At 63.9% G+C, this 15,588-nt stretch carries 13 protein-coding genes; 4 read left to right on the top strand and 9 right to left on the bottom strand.

Annotation, left to right across the window (positions count from 1 at the left end; genetic code table 11):
• Positions 1-128: 128 nt before the first annotated feature.
• Positions 129-2,876 (bottom strand): DNA mismatch repair protein MutS, encoded by a 2,748-nt coding sequence (gene mutS / locus NXT3_RS01985; RefSeq protein ID WP_104838710.1) that lies wholly within the window; start codon positions 2,874-2,876, stop codon positions 129-131.
• Between the two features lie 102 nt (positions 2,877-2,978).
• On the opposite strand from mutS, the gene NXT3_RS01980 reads away from it, so the two are divergent.
• Positions 2,979-5,264: an NADP-dependent malic enzyme gene (locus NXT3_RS01980; protein WP_064252534.1), complete on the top strand. Its 2,286-nt coding sequence runs from the start codon at positions 2,979-2,981 to the stop codon at positions 5,262-5,264.
• Positions 5,265-5,658: 394 nt separating this feature from the next.
• Here NXT3_RS01980 and NXT3_RS01975 read toward each other — a convergent pair whose 3' ends face one another.
• The 5 genes from NXT3_RS01975 to NXT3_RS01955 form a co-directional block, all read right to left on the bottom strand.
• Complete coding sequence (locus NXT3_RS01975; RefSeq protein ID WP_097537746.1) at positions 5,659-6,549, bottom strand: l-ornithine N(alpha)-acyltransferase; 891 nt, start codon at positions 6,547-6,549, stop codon at positions 5,659-5,661.
• A 112-nt stretch (positions 6,550-6,661) separates the two neighbouring features.
• Complete coding sequence (locus tag NXT3_RS01970) at positions 6,662-8,914, bottom strand: hybrid sensor histidine kinase/response regulator (RefSeq protein WP_104838709.1); 2,253 nt, start codon at positions 8,912-8,914, stop codon at positions 6,662-6,664.
• A gap of 47 nt (positions 8,915-8,961) precedes the next feature.
• On the bottom strand, positions 8,962-9,462 hold the full coding sequence (gene lspA, locus NXT3_RS01965; protein WP_097525540.1) for a signal peptidase II: 501 nt from the start codon (positions 9,460-9,462) through the stop codon (positions 8,962-8,964).
• Positions 9,462-10,319, bottom strand: coding sequence for a TrmH family RNA methyltransferase (locus NXT3_RS01960; protein WP_097525539.1), 858 nt, complete (start codon positions 10,317-10,319; stop codon positions 9,462-9,464). The genes lspA and NXT3_RS01960 overlap by 1 nt, the downstream gene beginning before the upstream one ends.
• Positions 10,316-11,458 (bottom strand): RsmD family RNA methyltransferase, encoded by a 1,143-nt coding sequence (locus NXT3_RS01955; protein WP_037420791.1) that lies wholly within the window; start codon positions 11,456-11,458, stop codon positions 10,316-10,318. Before NXT3_RS01955 ends, NXT3_RS01960 begins: the two co-directional genes overlap by 4 nt.
• Before the next feature lie 293 nt (positions 11,459-11,751).
• Here NXT3_RS01955 and NXT3_RS01945 point away from each other — a divergent pair, with 293 nt between their 5' ends.
• Positions 11,752-12,204 carry an SRPBCC family protein gene (locus NXT3_RS01945; RefSeq protein ID WP_097525537.1) on the top strand — a complete coding sequence of 151 codons (453 nt, stop codon included), beginning with the start codon at positions 11,752-11,754 and terminating at the stop codon, positions 12,202-12,204.
• A gap of 22 nt (positions 12,205-12,226) precedes the next feature.
• On the opposite strand, the gene NXT3_RS01940 is transcribed toward NXT3_RS01945, so the two are convergent.
• The 3 genes from NXT3_RS01940 to sppA all read right to left on the bottom strand — a co-directional run bounded on the left by NXT3_RS01940 (position 12,227) and on the right by sppA (position 14,069).
• Complete coding sequence (locus NXT3_RS01940) at positions 12,227-12,568, bottom strand: LapA family protein (protein WP_037420795.1); 342 nt, start codon at positions 12,566-12,568, stop codon at positions 12,227-12,229.
• A gap of 121 nt (positions 12,569-12,689) precedes the next feature.
• Complete coding sequence (locus NXT3_RS01935) at positions 12,690-12,992, bottom strand: integration host factor subunit beta (RefSeq protein WP_037378120.1); 303 nt, start codon at positions 12,990-12,992, stop codon at positions 12,690-12,692.
• Between the two features lie 117 nt (positions 12,993-13,109).
• Entirely contained in the window at positions 13,110-14,069 is a 960-nt protein-coding gene (sppA, locus tag NXT3_RS01930) for a signal peptide peptidase SppA (protein WP_104838708.1), read from the bottom strand.
• 260 nt (positions 14,070-14,329) lie between these two features.
• On the opposite strand from sppA, the gene lptC reads away from it, so the two are divergent.
• Positions 14,330-14,998: an LPS export ABC transporter periplasmic protein LptC gene (gene lptC / locus NXT3_RS01925; protein ID WP_104838707.1), complete on the top strand. Its 669-nt coding sequence runs from the start codon at positions 14,330-14,332 to the stop codon at positions 14,996-14,998.
• A gap of 16 nt (positions 14,999-15,014) precedes the next feature.
• Positions 15,015-15,578, top strand: coding sequence for an LptA/OstA family protein (locus tag NXT3_RS01920; RefSeq protein ID WP_037420804.1), 564 nt, complete (start codon positions 15,015-15,017; stop codon positions 15,576-15,578).
• The last annotated feature ends 10 nt before the right edge of the window (positions 15,579-15,588 follow it).

Raw genomic sequence — 15,588 nt, 5'->3', positions numbered from 1 at the left:
ATTTCAAGCACTACCGCATGCCCTCGTGAAAAGGCACGCGGCGCTGTATAGCCTTTTTGCCGGTCGATTGACAGGGAAAATCGGGGCGCTGCGCAACGGCCCGGGCGCGTCGAGACGCGCCTCTCAAGTCAGCGGCCGGCGAGGTCCTTTTTCAAGGCGTAGAGCGCATCCAATGCGTCGCGCGGCGTCATGTCGTCGGGATTGAGCGCCCTTAGCGCCTCTTCGACCCTGGAGGGGCCGGAGGCCCTCGCCGCCTCTTCGCGCCTGACCGCCACCTGGAAGAGCGGCAGGTCGTCGATCAACTGGCTCGCCGGATTCTTGCGGTCGGCATCCTCAAGCTTGGCAAGCACGTCCCTCGCCCGCGCGACGACGGAGGCGGGAAGCCCGGCAAGGCGGGCGACCTGAATGCCGTAGGATCGGTCGGCCGCGCCCGGGCCGACCTCGTGCAGGAAGATCACGTCGCCATCCCATTCCTTGACCCGCATCGTCGCATTGGAGAGCCGCCCGAGCTTTTCCGACAGCACCGTCAGTTCATGGAAATGGGTGGCGAAGAGCCCGCGGCAGCGATTGACCTCGTGCAGATGCTCGACCGCCGCCCAGGCGATCGACAGGCCGTCGAAAGTCGCGGTGCCGCGGCCGATCTCGTCGAGGATGACGAGCGAGCGGTCGGTCGCCTGGTTGAGGATCGCCGCCGTTTCGACCATCTCGACCATGAAGGTCGAGCGGCCGCGGGCGAGATCGTCCGAGGCGCCGACCCGTGAGAACAGCCGGTCGACAATGCCGATATGGGCAGCGTTGGCGGGCACGAAGGAGCCCATCTGCGCTATGATGGCGATCAGCGCGTTCTGGCGCAGGAAGGTCGACTTGCCGCCCATGTTCGGACCGGTGAGCAGCCAGATGGCGCCGGCCTCCGGACCGTCCGGAGGCGACAGGTCGCAGCCATTGGCGACGAAAGGATTGGCCGCCTGGCGCCTGAGCGCCTGCTCGACGACCGGGTGGCGTCCGCCGTCGATCGAAAACATCCGCGAGTGATCGACGAGCGGCCGTGCATAGTTCTGTTCCTCGGCAAGCACGGCAAGCCCGGCCGAGACGTCGAGCGTCGCGAGCGCCAGCGCCGCCGCCTTGATCGCGTCGGCCTCGGCGACGACCTCGCGGGCCATCGCCTCGAAGGCCGCGAGCTCGATCGCCAGCGCCCGATCGGCGGCATTGGCGATCTTCGTCTCGAGCTCGGCAAGTTCCGTGGTGGTGAAGCGCATCGCATTCGCCATGGTCTGGCGATGGATGAAACGGGCGCGGCCGGCATCGGTGTCGGTCATGGCGCCGGCATTGCCGGCCGTCACCTCGATGAAATAGCCGAGCACATTGTTGTGCTTGATCTTCAGCGACTTGATGCCGGTCTCTTCGCAGTATTGGAGCTGCAAGCCGGCAATGACGCGACGCGACTGGTCGCGCAGCGCCCGCATCTCGTCGAGTTCGCCGCTTGCCCCTTCGCGCAGGAAGCCGCCGTCCCGCTTCAGAAGCGGCAAGTCTTCGGCAAGCATTGAATCGAGGCGCTCCAGCAGGGCTGCCGGCAAGGCGGCGAGCGCGGCTTGCGCTTCGGTAAGCTCCGACGAAAGCCGCGCCTCCGCAAGCAGCGCCGAGGTCGCCGCCGCGGCCCGAAGTCCCGCCTGAATGGCGCCGAGGTCGCGCGGGCCGCCGCGGCCGAGCGCGAGCCTAGAAAGGGCCCGCGGCATGTCCGGCGCGCGCCGCAAGGCGTCGCGGACGTCCATGGCGAAGCTTGGCTGGTCGATAAGGACCTCGATCGAATCGAGACGGTGATTGATCCGCTCCGGGTCGGTGAGCGGCGACATCAGCCGCTCGGCGAGCAACCGCGCGCCGCCGCTGGTGACTGTGCGGTCGAGGGCTCTCAACAGGCTACCGTCGCGGGAGCCGGACAGCGTCTTGACGAGTTCCAGATTGGCGCGGGTTGCCGGGTCGATGAAGAGGGTCGAGGCGGCGCTCTCCCGCTCCGGGATGCCGAGCGCCGGTCGTTCTGCGAGCTGCGTCTTCTCGACATAGGAGATCGCGGCGGAAGCGGCGGCAAGTTCGGCGCGCGAGAAGGTGCCGAAGCCGTCCAGGGTCTTTACGCCGTAGTACCGGCCGATCCGGCCTTCCGCCGTGGCACTGTCGAAGAGGACCGCCGGCTGCGGCACCGCCACCCGGCCGAGCACGTCGAAGACCGGGCGCAGTTCCGGATCGTGGAAGACGGTATCCGGCAGGATCAGCTCGCGCGGCTCGACGCGCAGGATGTCGGCGAGCAGCCGGCTCTCGGCCGTCTCGGCAAGACGGAAAATGCCGGTGGAAATGTCGATCCAGGCGAGCGCGTAGGCCGGATCCGAGCCGCTGCGGATGCGGGCGAGCGCCATCAGATAATTGGTTTCCGAGGGCGAGAGCAGCTTGTCCTCGGTGATCGTCCCCGGCGTCACCAGCCGCACGACGTCGCGGCGCACCACCGATTTGCCGCCGCGCTTCTTGGCTTCGGCGGGGTCCTCCACCTGCTCGCAGACGGCGACCCGGAAGCCGAGCGCGATGAGCTTCTGCAGGTAGTCGTCGGCGGCGTGCACCGGCACCCCGCACATCGGGATGTCCTGGCCCAGATGCTGGCCGCGTTTGGTAAGCGTAATGCCAAGCGCGCGCGAGGCTTCCACCGCATCCTGGAAGAACAGCTCGTAGAAATCGCCCATCCGGTAGAACAACAGCGAATCCGGATTGTTCGCCTTGATCTCGATGAACTGCTCCATCATCGGCGTGGCAGTGGAGCGGCTCTCCTCGCTCGCCAGATCGGACACGGAAAGGACGTCGCCCGTGCGGCTCGATGCGTCAGGCATGAAATTCATGATTGTTCCAAAAAAAGAGATGTCACACTATCCGCAAGCATTTATAGACGACAACAACAAAGAGGCTGATCGAAAGGGTCGCCCACAGGAGGTTGAGGAAACATGCCGGCTACCGACAAGTCCGACCGCACGAGGACGAGCGTGACTGAACAGGAAGCACTCGACTTCCATTCCCAGGGTCGTCCCGGCAAGCTGGAGATCTCGCCGACGAAACCGATGGCGACGCAGCGCGACCTGTCGCTCGCCTATTCGCCGGGTGTCGCCGTTCCCGTCAAGGCAATCGCCGAGGATCCGGCGACGGCCTATGACTACACGGCGCGCGGCAACATGGTGGCGGTTATTTCGAATGGCACGGCGATCCTCGGCCTCGGCAATTTGGGGGCGCTTGCCTCGAAGCCGGTGATGGAGGGCAAGTCGGTGCTCTTCAAGCGTTTCGCCGATGTCGATTCGATCGACCTCGAGGTCGATACCGAGAATGTCGACGAATTTATCAACTGCGTGCGCTTCCTCGGTCCCTCCTTCGGCGGCATCAATCTCGAGGACATCAAGGCACCGGACTGTTTCATCATCGAGCAACGACTGCGCGAGGTCATGGACATTCCGGTGTTCCATGACGACCAGCACGGCACGGCGATCATCGCCGCCGCCGGTCTCATCAATGCGCTGACGCTGACCGGGCGCGACTTCAAGACGACCAAGCTCGTCTGCAACGGCGCCGGTGCGGCCGCCATCGCTTGCATCGAGCTGATCAAGGCGATGGGCTTCAATCCGCAAAACATCATCCTCTGCGACACCAAGGGCGTGATCTTCAAGGGCCGCACCGAAGGCATGAACCAGTGGAAGTCGGCGCATGCGGTCGAGACCGATCGCCGGACGCTGGCCGAGGCGGTCGAGGGCGCCGACGTGTTCTTCGGACTCTCGGCAAAGGGCGCGCTGTCACCCGATATGGTGCGCTCGCTCGCTCCGAAGCCGATCATCTTCGCCATGGCCAATCCGGATCCGGAAATCACCCCGGAAGAGGTCGCCCAGATTCGCGACGATGCAATCGTCGCGACCGGCCGCTCCGATTATCCGAACCAGGTCAACAACGTCCTCGGCTTCCCCTATATCTTCCGCGGCGCGCTCGACGTGCGCGCCTCGACGATCAACGACGCGATGAAGATCGCCGCGGCGGAAGCGCTTGCCAGCCTCGCCAAGGAAGACGTGCCGGACGACGTCGCCGCCGCCTACCAGGGCAACCGGCCGCGCTTCGGAGCGCAGTACATAATTCCGGTGCCCTTCGATCCGCGCCTGATCTCGGCGATCCCGATGGCGGTCGCGAAGGCAGCCATGGAGACGGGCGTCGCGCGCAAGCCGATCACCGATCTCAATGCCTACGGGCAGCAGCTTTCGGCCCGGCGCGATCCGATCGCATCGACGCTGCAGCGCATCTACGAGCGCGTCCGCCGCCAGCCGAAACGCATCGTCTTCGCCGAGGGCGAGGAAGTGCAGATGATGCGCTCGGCCATCGCCTATGCGAACCAGCAGCTCGGCACGGCCATCCTGCTCGGACGCGAGGAGCAGATGCGCGAAACCGCCGAGCGGGAAGGCATTGACCTCGACCGACCGGGCATCCAGATCGTCAATGCCCGCCTGTCGAAACGTGTCGGCGCCTATACCGACTTCCTCTATGCCCGCCTGCAGCGCAAGGGATATCTCTTCCGCGACGTGCAGCGGCTGATCAACAACGACCGCAACCACTTCGCCGCCTCGATGGTCGCGCTTGGCGATGCCGACGGCATGGTCACCGGTCTTACGCGCAATTATTCGACGGCGCTCGAGGACGTCCGCCGCTGCATCGACGCAAAGCCCGGCCACCGGGTGATCGGCGTCTCGATCGCGCTCTGCCGCGGCCGCACCGTGCTCGTCGCCGACACCGCCGTGCACGACATGCCGTCGGCCGAGGAACTGGCCGATATTGCCGAGGAGGCCGCCGGCCTCGCCAAGCGGCTCGGCTACGTGCCGCGCGTCGCGATGCTGGCCTATTCGACCTTCGGCCATCCGTCGGGCGAGCGCTCCGAGCGGGTGCGCGAGGCCGTGAAGATACTCGACCGCCGCCGTGTCGACTTCGAATATGACGGCGAAATGGCCGCCGACGTGGCGCTCAATCACCGGGTGATGGAGCAATATCCGTTCTGCCGGCTTTCCGGCACCGCCAACGTGCTGGTGATGCCCGCCTTCCACTCGGCCTCGATCTCCACCAAGATGCTCCAGGAGCTGGGCGGTTCGACGGTCATCGGCCCGCTGCTCGTCGGCTTCGACAAGTCGGTGCAGATCGTCTCCATGTCGGCCAAGGACTCCGACATCGTTAACCTGGCCGCAATCGCCGCCTACAATGCCGGGACCTGACGGGGCGGATGCGCCGTTTCGGCACGGCCCACCTTGTCGTAGTCAAGCGCATTTGTGAATCTGTACAGTAACGGTACAAAGTCTCCAAATAAAACAAGAGCCCACTTCTTGAGAAGGAAGTGGGCTCAATACATTGTGGCCAACCTACAGCTTACGTCATCAAAAATACGGAACTTTCCGCGATCGCGGCTCCCTCCAGCCGCAGCGGCGGTTGCCCCCTTCTTTTTTACACCGCTTCGTAATGAAATTGAGATCCAACCACGAGGATATATTTCCGTCTCATTATGTTAGAAGTCAAACATACACTTAATAAGTGGTTAACGGTTAAACTGCGACGTAAAAGGCATGGCTTCGCCGAGCATGATCTTCTTGAACGATCGGCGTGATGGGGAGATCAGGAGACGGATGAAGAAAAACGTCCCGCGTCGGCACCGTAGTAGTTGAGATAGCGACCGGAAATATTGCTGATCGGCAGAACGATCAGCACGTCTGTCGTGCGGAAAGCGTGATCGACCACGGCACCGTCGCCGACCATGGCACCAAGCCGCATATAGCCCTTGATCAGCGGCGGCAGGGCCGCAAGCGCCTTTTTCGGATTAACCGCCTCGGACGGCATCAGATCCATCGTGCGATAGAGCTCCGGCCGGGCGGCGACCGCCCATTCGTCGCGAGCCAGAATATTGTGGTGCAGGAAGGAGAGCGCCAACGCGTGCTCCGCCGGAACCACGCCCGGAAGCGAACCGCAGCCGAACATGGCGTCGATGCCGTGCCTCAGCGCATAGGCCCAATTGCCCTGCCAGAGCAGTTCCACCGTGCGCTTGGTCCGGTACTCCGGCAACACGCAGGATCGGCCGAGTTCCATGAAGCGCTTGTCCGGATGCCGGGCGAGAAGATCGCCGATCGCGAACTCGGAGGCCGAATAGAAGCCGCCCGCGCGCACGGCAACCTCCTGGCGCAGCAGGCGATAGGTGCCGACGATCTGCTCCTCGGCATCGCCTTCGATCGACGTGTCGAGGACGAGCAGGTGGTCGCAGATCGCATCCCAGCCGTCGACATCGCGTTTGCGCCGTTCTGCTTCGGGCGCCACCTGCGCCTTCATCTCCTCGACGAAAACCCGGTAGCGTACCGCCTGCGCCGCATCGATCTCCGCGGCCGTACGGGCAAGGCGCGTTTCGAGATTGGCGATACGGCCGAGAACATCGGTTGCCGGTGCCGCAATCGTCTTGCGGACGCAAGCCTGTGAAGTGTCAACCACGCTCGTCGAATCCAGAAGGTCGATCGTCATGCCGTGTCATCCCGAATCGTCAGTGTCCGTCGGGCTTAGACCACGTTTCTGCAACAACATAGTGACACGAAAACGCAAGACAACCCCGAGGCGGGACAATGCCGCGCGGCGGCTAGGCTTGCCCGACCCCAAGCAGCCGAGCGACTTCATTGAGGAACTGCTGCGGTTCGACCGGCTTTGTGAGAACGGCGTCGACGCCGGCCGCAAGCAACAGCCGATGAAGATCGCTGCGGACGTCGGAGGTCAGAACGATCACCGGCAGGCGACGTCCCGTTCCGGGCGCTTCCTCCGCGCGAAGGCGCCGCAGCAGGGCAAGACCGTCGCCGCCCGGCATGTTGACGTCCGTCACGATGAGCGCCGGGGCACCCTTCTCTCGCAACACGGCCTCGAGCGCGGCGAAATCGCCAACAGGGTGGACGGCGTGCCCGGCTCCTTCGAGCATTTTCCGCAGGATCAGGGCGTTCACCGGATCGTCCTCGGCGAGCAGCACCGGGCGGCCGTGATCTCGGACCGTTGCCGCCTTCGGCGGCTCCGCCCTCAGGATCGGCCTGTTGTCGTTGATCCCGTCGCGCCTTTCGATGCCCGTCATGCGGCCGAGCAACACCTCGACCAGCGATTTCTCCCGCAAGGGGCGTATCAGCCAGGCCTCGTAGCCGCCCATCCTGCTGAGCGGATGGCTGCTGCGCTCTTCGGGGCTGATCAGGCAGGTCTTGCGCAATCGCTGCCGCCCGAGCGCCGGCTCCAGGGAGAGGAGTTCGCGCAACTGCGCCGCATGGCGGTGATCGACGATAATATCCGTCAGCGGCAAGCGATCGGCGAGCGCGTCGGCTGCGACAGCGCGCGCGGCCGAGAGGGTTCCGGCACGGTGGCACTTGCCGCCGAGCGTCTCGATCGTCGCCGCAAGCGCCGTCGAAGCAGGACCGTCGGGAGCGAGCAAGAGTACATGGGTGTCGGCAAGGACACCGCGGCGGGGCTGAGCCGCCGAACCGGCTCCAGCGACCGGGAAGCGAATATCGAAGCGGCTTCCCTCTCCCGCGATGCTCGACGCGGTCAGGCTGCCGCCGAAAGCCTCCATGATGCGGCGGGATATCGCCAAACCGAGACCCGTTCCCTTGGAGCGCTGGGCGTCGTCGCCGGCCTGTTCGAACTCATCGAAGACACGCGCCAGTTCGTCGGCCGACATGCCGAGGCCGCTGTCGTCGACGCGGATGCGGACGATCCCCGCTTCGAAGCCGGCCGTGACGAGGACGCCGCCGGTCTCGGTGAATTTCACGGCATTGCCGATAACGTTGAACAGCACCTGCCGCAGCCGCGCCGCATCGAAGGCCACGCAGCGCGGCACACTCGCATCGATCGCGGCGCCGATTTCGATGCCTTTCTCATGGGCACGATGCGAGAGCATCTCCACGACGTTCTCGATGACGAGGCGCAGGTCTTGCCCGGACGGATGCAATTGAAAGCGCCCAGCCGAGAGCGAGGAGAAGTCGATCAGGTCCTCGACCAGTTGCACCAGGGCGTGGCCCGACTGCTGCATGTCGGCAAGATAGTTCCGCTGCTCGGCCGACAGTTTCGTCTGGGCGAGCAGATGGCTCATGCCGAGAATGCCGGAAAGCGGCGTGCGGATCTCATGCGTGACGGTCGCAAGCAGCCGCGATTTCGCCTGGCTCGCCTCTTCGGCGCGCTGCCGCGCCTCCTCCCGCCGGCGTGCCGCCTGCGCTTCCTCCGTTATGTCGCGGGCGATGCTGTGGCGCATCAGCCGGCCGGTTGCCGGGGCGCGGATCACGACATCGTGCCAATCGAAAAGGCGCAAGCCCGCCGGCGTCGCCAAGCGGACGATGAAACGGTCGGGATCCGGCCGCGTTTCGAACTCGAGGCCCAGCGAGGAGCAGGTCAGCCCCCGCACGTCGGCTCGCCCGCACATTCGCGTGAACACCCGGTTCGCCTGGACGATCCTGCCGTCCATGCCGCGGACGAGAGCAATGTCGCCCAGCGCGTCATGGATCGTCGAAAGCAGCTTCGCCGTCTCGGAACACAGCGCATCGGCTGCGGCCCTGCCCGCCTCCGGAACCTGCCCGGAGGCCGTGCCATGGCTGGAGAGCAGCAGAAAGCCGCCAACAAGGGCACTGAGGGCCGCAAGGACCGGCAGCAGATAAAGATCGGCGCGCGCGCCGACGACCAGCAGAACGCCCGCAGCAGCGAGGCCGGCGAGCGCAAGGAGAAGTCGCCCGACGGATGCTTCGCCGCCGATCGCCGGCCGCAAGCCACCACCGAGCGTAGTCGCCTTCGAGAACGTGATTCCAGCCGCTCCGGATCGCGCGCCCGAGCCGGCTTGGTTCCGATGCTTGACCGATGGAAGCTCGCTCATGCCTTCAACCTGGCATGGCAAGCCTTCCGAATGGCTTCAACGGACGTCTAAAGTTTTAGCGACCGCGGTTTTTTCGCCTGCAACAGCTCGTCCAGAATGATCGCACCGGCCCCGACGGTGATGAAACTGTCGGCGAGATTGAAGACGGCGAAGGACCAGGTGGCGGTGTGGAACAGGATGTAGTCGATGACATAGCCGAAGAGCAGCCGGTCGACGAGGTTGCCGAGCGCGCCGGCAATGATCATCGCATAGCCGAGATGGGCGAAGAAGCGGTCCTTCGGAGTGCGGCGCCACAGCCAGAGCACGAAAGTGACGACGGCGAGACGAATACCGACGATGAACCAGCCTTCCATGCCGGAGAGCATCGAGAAGGCGACGCCGTAATTATAGGTGCGGTAGAGCGCGAGCATCGGGATGACCGACACCGCCTCCTGGAAGGGCAGGAAGGCTTCCACCAGATACTTGATCGCCTGGTCGGCAACGAGCGCGACGAGAATGAAAAGCGCGATCGGCAGCGGCCGGGAAAAAAGGGTGTTGCGTTCACTCATCAGCGCTCATCCAATGAAAGAAGATGGCGGCGCGCCTCGAACAGCATGATGCCGGTGGCAATCGCCAGATTGAGCGAGTCGGCCCGGCCCGCTTGCGGAATGCGCGCCAGTGCGCCGGCTTCGCGAGCGAGCTCGACGGGCAGGCCTGCTTGCTCGTTGCCCATCAGCAGGACGACCGGCTTCGACCGGTAGTCTATGGTGCGATAGTCGACGGAGCCCGCCAGATGCGTCGCCACCACCTGGACGCCGGCCGACTTCTGCCAGCGGACGAACTCCTCGGCACTGGCCCGCGCGATCGGCAAGGCGAAGACCGAGCCCATCGTTGCGCGCACCGTTTCGAGCGAGAAGGGATCGGTGGTCTCGCCGACCAGGATGATGCCGGACGCTCCGGCGGCGTCGGCGGTTCGGATGATCGTGCCGAGATTGCCGGGATCGCGCACCCGGTCGAGCGCCACGTAGGTCTCGCCCTCCTGAGGGCGGATATCCTTCAGCGGCCGGTAGCGTTGCTCGAAGATGCCGACCACCATCTGCGGGTTGTCGCGGCGGGTGATCGTCGAGATCACCTTCTCGCTGACCTCGAGGACGAGCCCGCCCTTTGCCACCGCCTTTGCCGCTATCTGCTCGACCTGCGGTTTGCCTTTGGCCGCCTTGGCATAGACGAGCGTCTTGATCTTCCAGCCGAGATCGAGCGCATCGATCACCAGCTTCAGCCCTTCGGCCATGAAGGAGCGCGTCTCGTCGCGATGCTTCTTCTGGGAGAGCGCGCGGATATCCTTGATGATCGGATTGGTGAGGCTGGTGACCTCCTTGACCTGGCCGACGCGCGGCGTGCCGTGATCGCTTCTGTCAGAATTCATTTGGGTACCCAGCGGCTGAAGAGGGAGGTGGACAGCGCCCGACCGGGCGCCGTGCCGTCGAGACCGCCCTCGCGGATGATAAGCTCGCCCGATTCCACCCGGCCGCCGCGCCCCCGCATCGTCTCGCGCATGAGCTCGTGGATCGAATAGAAGCTGGCGCGGATCGAATAGGCGGTGAGCACCAGGCCGCGAGCATCCTCAGACAGGATTTCGCGGCAGATGTCGAGCATCGCCGCCAGATGGTCGAAGAGCTGCCAGACCTCGCCGTTCGGACCGCGGCCGAACTTGGGCGGGTCGGTCAGAATGATGTCGTAGCGGCTGCCGCGTCGCTCCTCGCGCTGGATAAACTTCATGGCGTCGTCGCAGATCCAGCGGATCGGCAGTTTCTCGGCGCGCGCCATGGCTTGGTTCTCGCGTGCCCAGCCGATTGCCTTCTTGGAAGCATCGACATGGGCCACCTCCGCGCCGGCCTTCGCCGCGATCAGCGAGGCGACGCCGGTATAGCCGAAGAGGTTGAGCACCTTCAGCGGCCGGCCGGCCGACGCGACCTGGTCTTTCATCCACGACCAGTGGGCAAGCTGTTCGGGGAAAACCCCGACATGCCGGAACGAGGTGAATCGGCCGAGAAAATCCGTGTCGAGAAGCTGCATCGGCCAGGTTTCCCCGAGCGCTTCCTGCGGGAAACGCCAACGGCCCATGCCATCCTCGTCGGTGTCGCCGGTGAAGATCGCATCCGCCTTTTCCCAGACGCCAGAGGGCAGCGCCTTCGGCCACAGCGCCTGGGCTTCGGGCCGGACGATGCGATAGGGCCCGTACTGTTCCAGCTTCTCGCCGTCGCCGCTGTCGATCAGGTGGTAGCCGGCGGTCGGCCGCGTCTCGAGGATGAGCGGCACCGTCTCGGCCGGCTTCGCGCCGCTCCGCGGCTCCACGCGGCGCGGCGGCGTGCTCTCCTGTGCGGCCGAACGCGGCAATTTCTGCGGCGCCGCCTTTGGCGACGGCAGCCCGCCGGCCTTGCCCTTCTGAGGACCGCCCTTTGCCGAAGAATGCCTTTGCTCGTGACGACCGCCACGCGCCTCTGCGCCGCGTCCCTTGGCCGCCGTGACCGAGGCGTTCTTCGATCGCCGATCTTTTTCCTTCACGCGCTGATCCTTGGATTTCGCTCGATCACCGGCACATCCCTTTTGCCCGGCCAGCAGAGGGAATGTGCCCTGGCCGCGCGCCCGGACGGACGCGCGACTTGCTCAGTGCGTGCAATAGCATCGCGGATGCTCTTGGCAAAGCCGTTTCCGGTCTGCGAAGATCGGTGACTTCACTACAGCGTCGCGCGCCTCAGGCGCGCAAAGGTCGCTGTAGCACTTTGAATTGCTGCATGTCTTTGTCCTTAAAATCGAGGTCGATTTAGGGACACATACAGTAGAAGGGAGGAAGCTCTATGGACATTACCGGAGAGGAGCGGATCGCGGCACGGCGGGAAGCGGTTTGGCAATGCCTGAACGACCCCGAGATCTTGAAGCGGTGCATTCCCGGTTGCCAGGCGATCGAGGCGGTCTCGCCGACGGAACTCACGGCCGTCGTGAAGGTCAAGATCGGTCCGGTTTCGGCGACCTTCAACGGCACGGTCATGCTCTCCAACCTGAATCCGCCCGAAAGCTACCGGATATCGGGTGAGGGAAAGGGCGGCATCGCCGGTTTTGCCAAGGGGGGCGCGGATGTCATGCTTGCCGAAGCGAGTGACGAAACGGTGCTGCGTTACGACGTCAAGGCCGAAGTCGGCGGCAAGCTCGCTCAGCTTGGCTCCCGCCTGATCGATTCGACGGCCAAGAAGCTCGCGCAGCAGTTCTTCGCCAATCTGAACCTCGCCGTCAGCGGCGAGCCGGCGGGCTGAAGCGCGCCCGCATCTCGGCCAGTCAGTTCTGCGGCGCCGGCAGGCTCGATTGCGCCAACCTTTCGGCCTCGCTGCGGTGCTTTTCAGCCTCGCGATGCCATTTCAGCGCCTCATGGGCCTCGTTGCGCGCCCGGCGGCGGTACTTGCCCTGGCTGAACCAAACCACGGCGGCCCCAAGGAACAGGCCGAGGACGACCGCCAGAAATAGGAAGAGGAAAAACGGCGCGGATACGGAAAGCACGTTGTCGGCCGGATCGAAGGGATTGAGCGACAATGTAACGGTCTGTCGGTTGGCGACGCTCAAGGCGACAAGGATCACCCCGAGCGGTACGAGCACGACGATGTTGACGATTTTCTTGAACATGCACCGCTCCGGCTATGGCACCGGCTCGGAATGCTCTGCGGCAGGCACGGTGCGCTGTTGGAATGAGAGGGGCGACCGCCGCTTTCAAAACGTACGGCGCTGTCGTCGCTGCGCCTCTCGCTCAGTCTTCATCCTGACCGTTCATACCTGGATTGAGCCGTTCGCGCAGCTCCTTGCCGGTCTTGAAGAACGGCACCCATTTCTCCTCGACGAAGACGGAATCGCCAGTGCGCGGATTGCGGCCCGAGCGCGATGGCCGGTTCTTCACCGAGAAGGCACCGAAACCGCGCAGTTCGACCCGGTTTCCGGCCGCGAGTGCGTCAGTGATCTCATCGAGGACCGCATTGACGATATTTTCAACGTCGCGGTGATAGAGATGCGGATTGCGCGCGGCCACAATCTGCACCAGTTCTGACTTGATCACTTTCGCCCCCTGGTCTTTTGCTTTTTGTGAATGTTTGTGACGCTTGGAAGACCTCACCGGACGCCCGGAGCATGGGTGAGGCCCCATCTCGCCTCAGGGCGGCATTTCTAGCCTTCCTTATTGAGCATCAACCTGCCAAACCGAAACAAGACCGTCAAGAAACAACTTGTCGCCGCCAATCTTTTCGATCCCGTTCATCGCCGGAAAAGCATCATATCCCAACAGCTTGAGCCAATTGGATACGACCGTCGAAAGCCCGAAGGGGAAGGAGCCGCCCGGATCCTTCCAATCGACGACGGGCAGGTCCTTCGACACCTTGCGCTCGGCCAGAAATGCCCTGATCTCGTCGTCGCCACCGATCGTGTCGACGAGTTTGTCCCTGAGAGCCTGCCGCCCGGTGAAGATCCGGCCGTCTGCCAGCGCCAGCGCCTCCGGCCGCGGCAGCTTGCGCCGCTCGGCCACGAGATCGACGAACCAGTTGTAACTGTCGTCGATCATCGTCTGGATCATCGCCCTTGCCTCGGGGCTGGGCGGGTGGAACGGCGAGGGCTCGGCCTTCAGCGGCCGCGACTTTATCGACTCCAGCGACACGCCGACCTTGTCCATCAGTTCCTTGACCTGCGGATACTGGAAGATGACGCCGATCGAGCCCGTGATCGAGGTTTCGCCGGCGACGATGCGGTCGCCGGCGAGCGCGATCATGTAGCCGGCGGAGGCGGCAAGCGTCCTGACATCGGAGACCACCGGCTTCTTGGCTGCGACTTTGCGGATCGCCTTGTAGAGCACCTCTCCGCCATAGGTGGTGCCACCCGGCGACGATATGGTCACGATCAGAGCCTTGGCGGAATTGTTGTCGGCAATGCTCTCCAGCCTCTCGACCAGCTCCCGATCGTCCTGGATGACGCCCGTCACGGTCACGCGGGCAACGTGCTCGCGGGCCCGTCCGCTGACCTCCGTCCAGCCCAAAAGGGCAACGAGCGCGAAACCGCCCAGAACGAGGATGGCAGCCGCCGCCCAGCGCCAGAAGCTCAGCTTCCGGCGCAGGCTGCGGCGATCGGCAACGGCGAGTTCGTCCATGGGCATCTCCCAAATCTTGGCGCGGGTCCTGTCAGTTTCCTCAGGAACATGCTATCTGCGCCCGCGGTGGCAGGCTAGATAGGCGCGGCTGGCGACGGAGGAAAGTCGAAAGCCCGCGTTTTTCGCAGTCCCTTCAAACTTTTTGCCGCTCCATTGCCGGACGATAACAAAATAACCATATTCGCCGTGACCTACGCCATTGCATGTAAATGCGGATCTTGCGGCTATCGCAAGATCCGAACGGAACCAACAGGCCCTTGATGCTGAACCAAGCGCGTTTTCCCGATATCGTCGCCGATACGGGCACGAGCTCCGTGGATGCCTATGCATCGGCGGCGCGACACTCCGCGCGGGTGAAGCGCCTGAAGATCGTCCTGCCGCTCGCGGCCGGCGTCGTCGCTCTCGTCTTCGCGGCCATTTCCTTCATCCGCGCCTTTCTGCCGGAGGAACTGCAGCTCGAAACCGCGACGATCGAAAACGGCAAGATCGTCATGCAGAATCCGGCGATTTCCGGCCGCAACCGGCAGGATATCAGCTATTCCATGAAAGCCCAGCGGGCGCTGCAGGACATTGCCAATCCGGACATCATCACGCTCGAGAAGATCCACGCCGAGATGCCGGTCAACGAGACTTTGGTGGCGACGGTCGACGCGACGAGCGGCATTTACGATCGCGGCGGAAATACGCTCGATATGAACGCGCCGTTCACTATTTCGATGAATAATGGCGTCAATGCCGATTTCCAGTCGGCATATCTGGATATCGACGCCGGCGAAATGGAGACCAAGCATCCGATTGCCATCAGCATGAACGGCGGATCGATCATTGCGCAGTCGCTGCGAATGACAGATAAGGGACGTATTGTAACATTCGAAGGCATGGTCCGGGTCAATGTCGAACCCAGCGCCATCCGCAAGAACGCCAAATAGGACCTGGTGCACCCCCATGTCGGTCACATCTACCGTTTCTTTTAAGGTATCCGCCACCCTGGCTGCCGCCGGGCTCGGCGCTTTGATCATTGCTTCCGGCGCCTTGGCGCAGGCCACATCCAGCCGCATGAAGGGCATGCAGCTTTCCAACGACCAGCCGATCCAGATCGAGAGCGACAAGCTCGAGATCAAGGATCCGGAAAGCAAGGCGATCTTCACCGGCAATGTGAAGGTCGTGCAGGGCACGACGACGCTGCAGGCCGGCAACATGACCGTCTTCTACAAGGCGACCGAAGGCGCGACGATCACCAGCGGCAACGCCGATATCGACCGGATCGAGGTCAGCAACAAGGTGTTCTTGAGCTCCGGCGCCCAACAGGCCACGGGCGATACCGGCCTCGTCAACCTGACCAACCAGACGATCGTGCTCAAGGGCGAGAAGGTCGTGCTGTCGGAGGGCAAGAACGTCTTCGTCGGCTGCCAGTTGAATGTGCAAATGGATACGGGCGAAGCCCAGCTCGAGGCCTGCGGCGGCCGCGTGCAGATTCAGCTCGATCCGCAGTCCCGCAAGCAGAATTGATGCAAGATTC

The sequence above is a fragment of the Sinorhizobium fredii genome (assembly GCF_002944405.1).
Classification (GTDB): Bacteria; Pseudomonadota; Alphaproteobacteria; order Rhizobiales; family Rhizobiaceae; genus Sinorhizobium; species Sinorhizobium fredii_C.
Note: the sequence above shows the minus strand (reverse complement) of the source record. Positions and strands in the feature narration are given on the sequence as shown.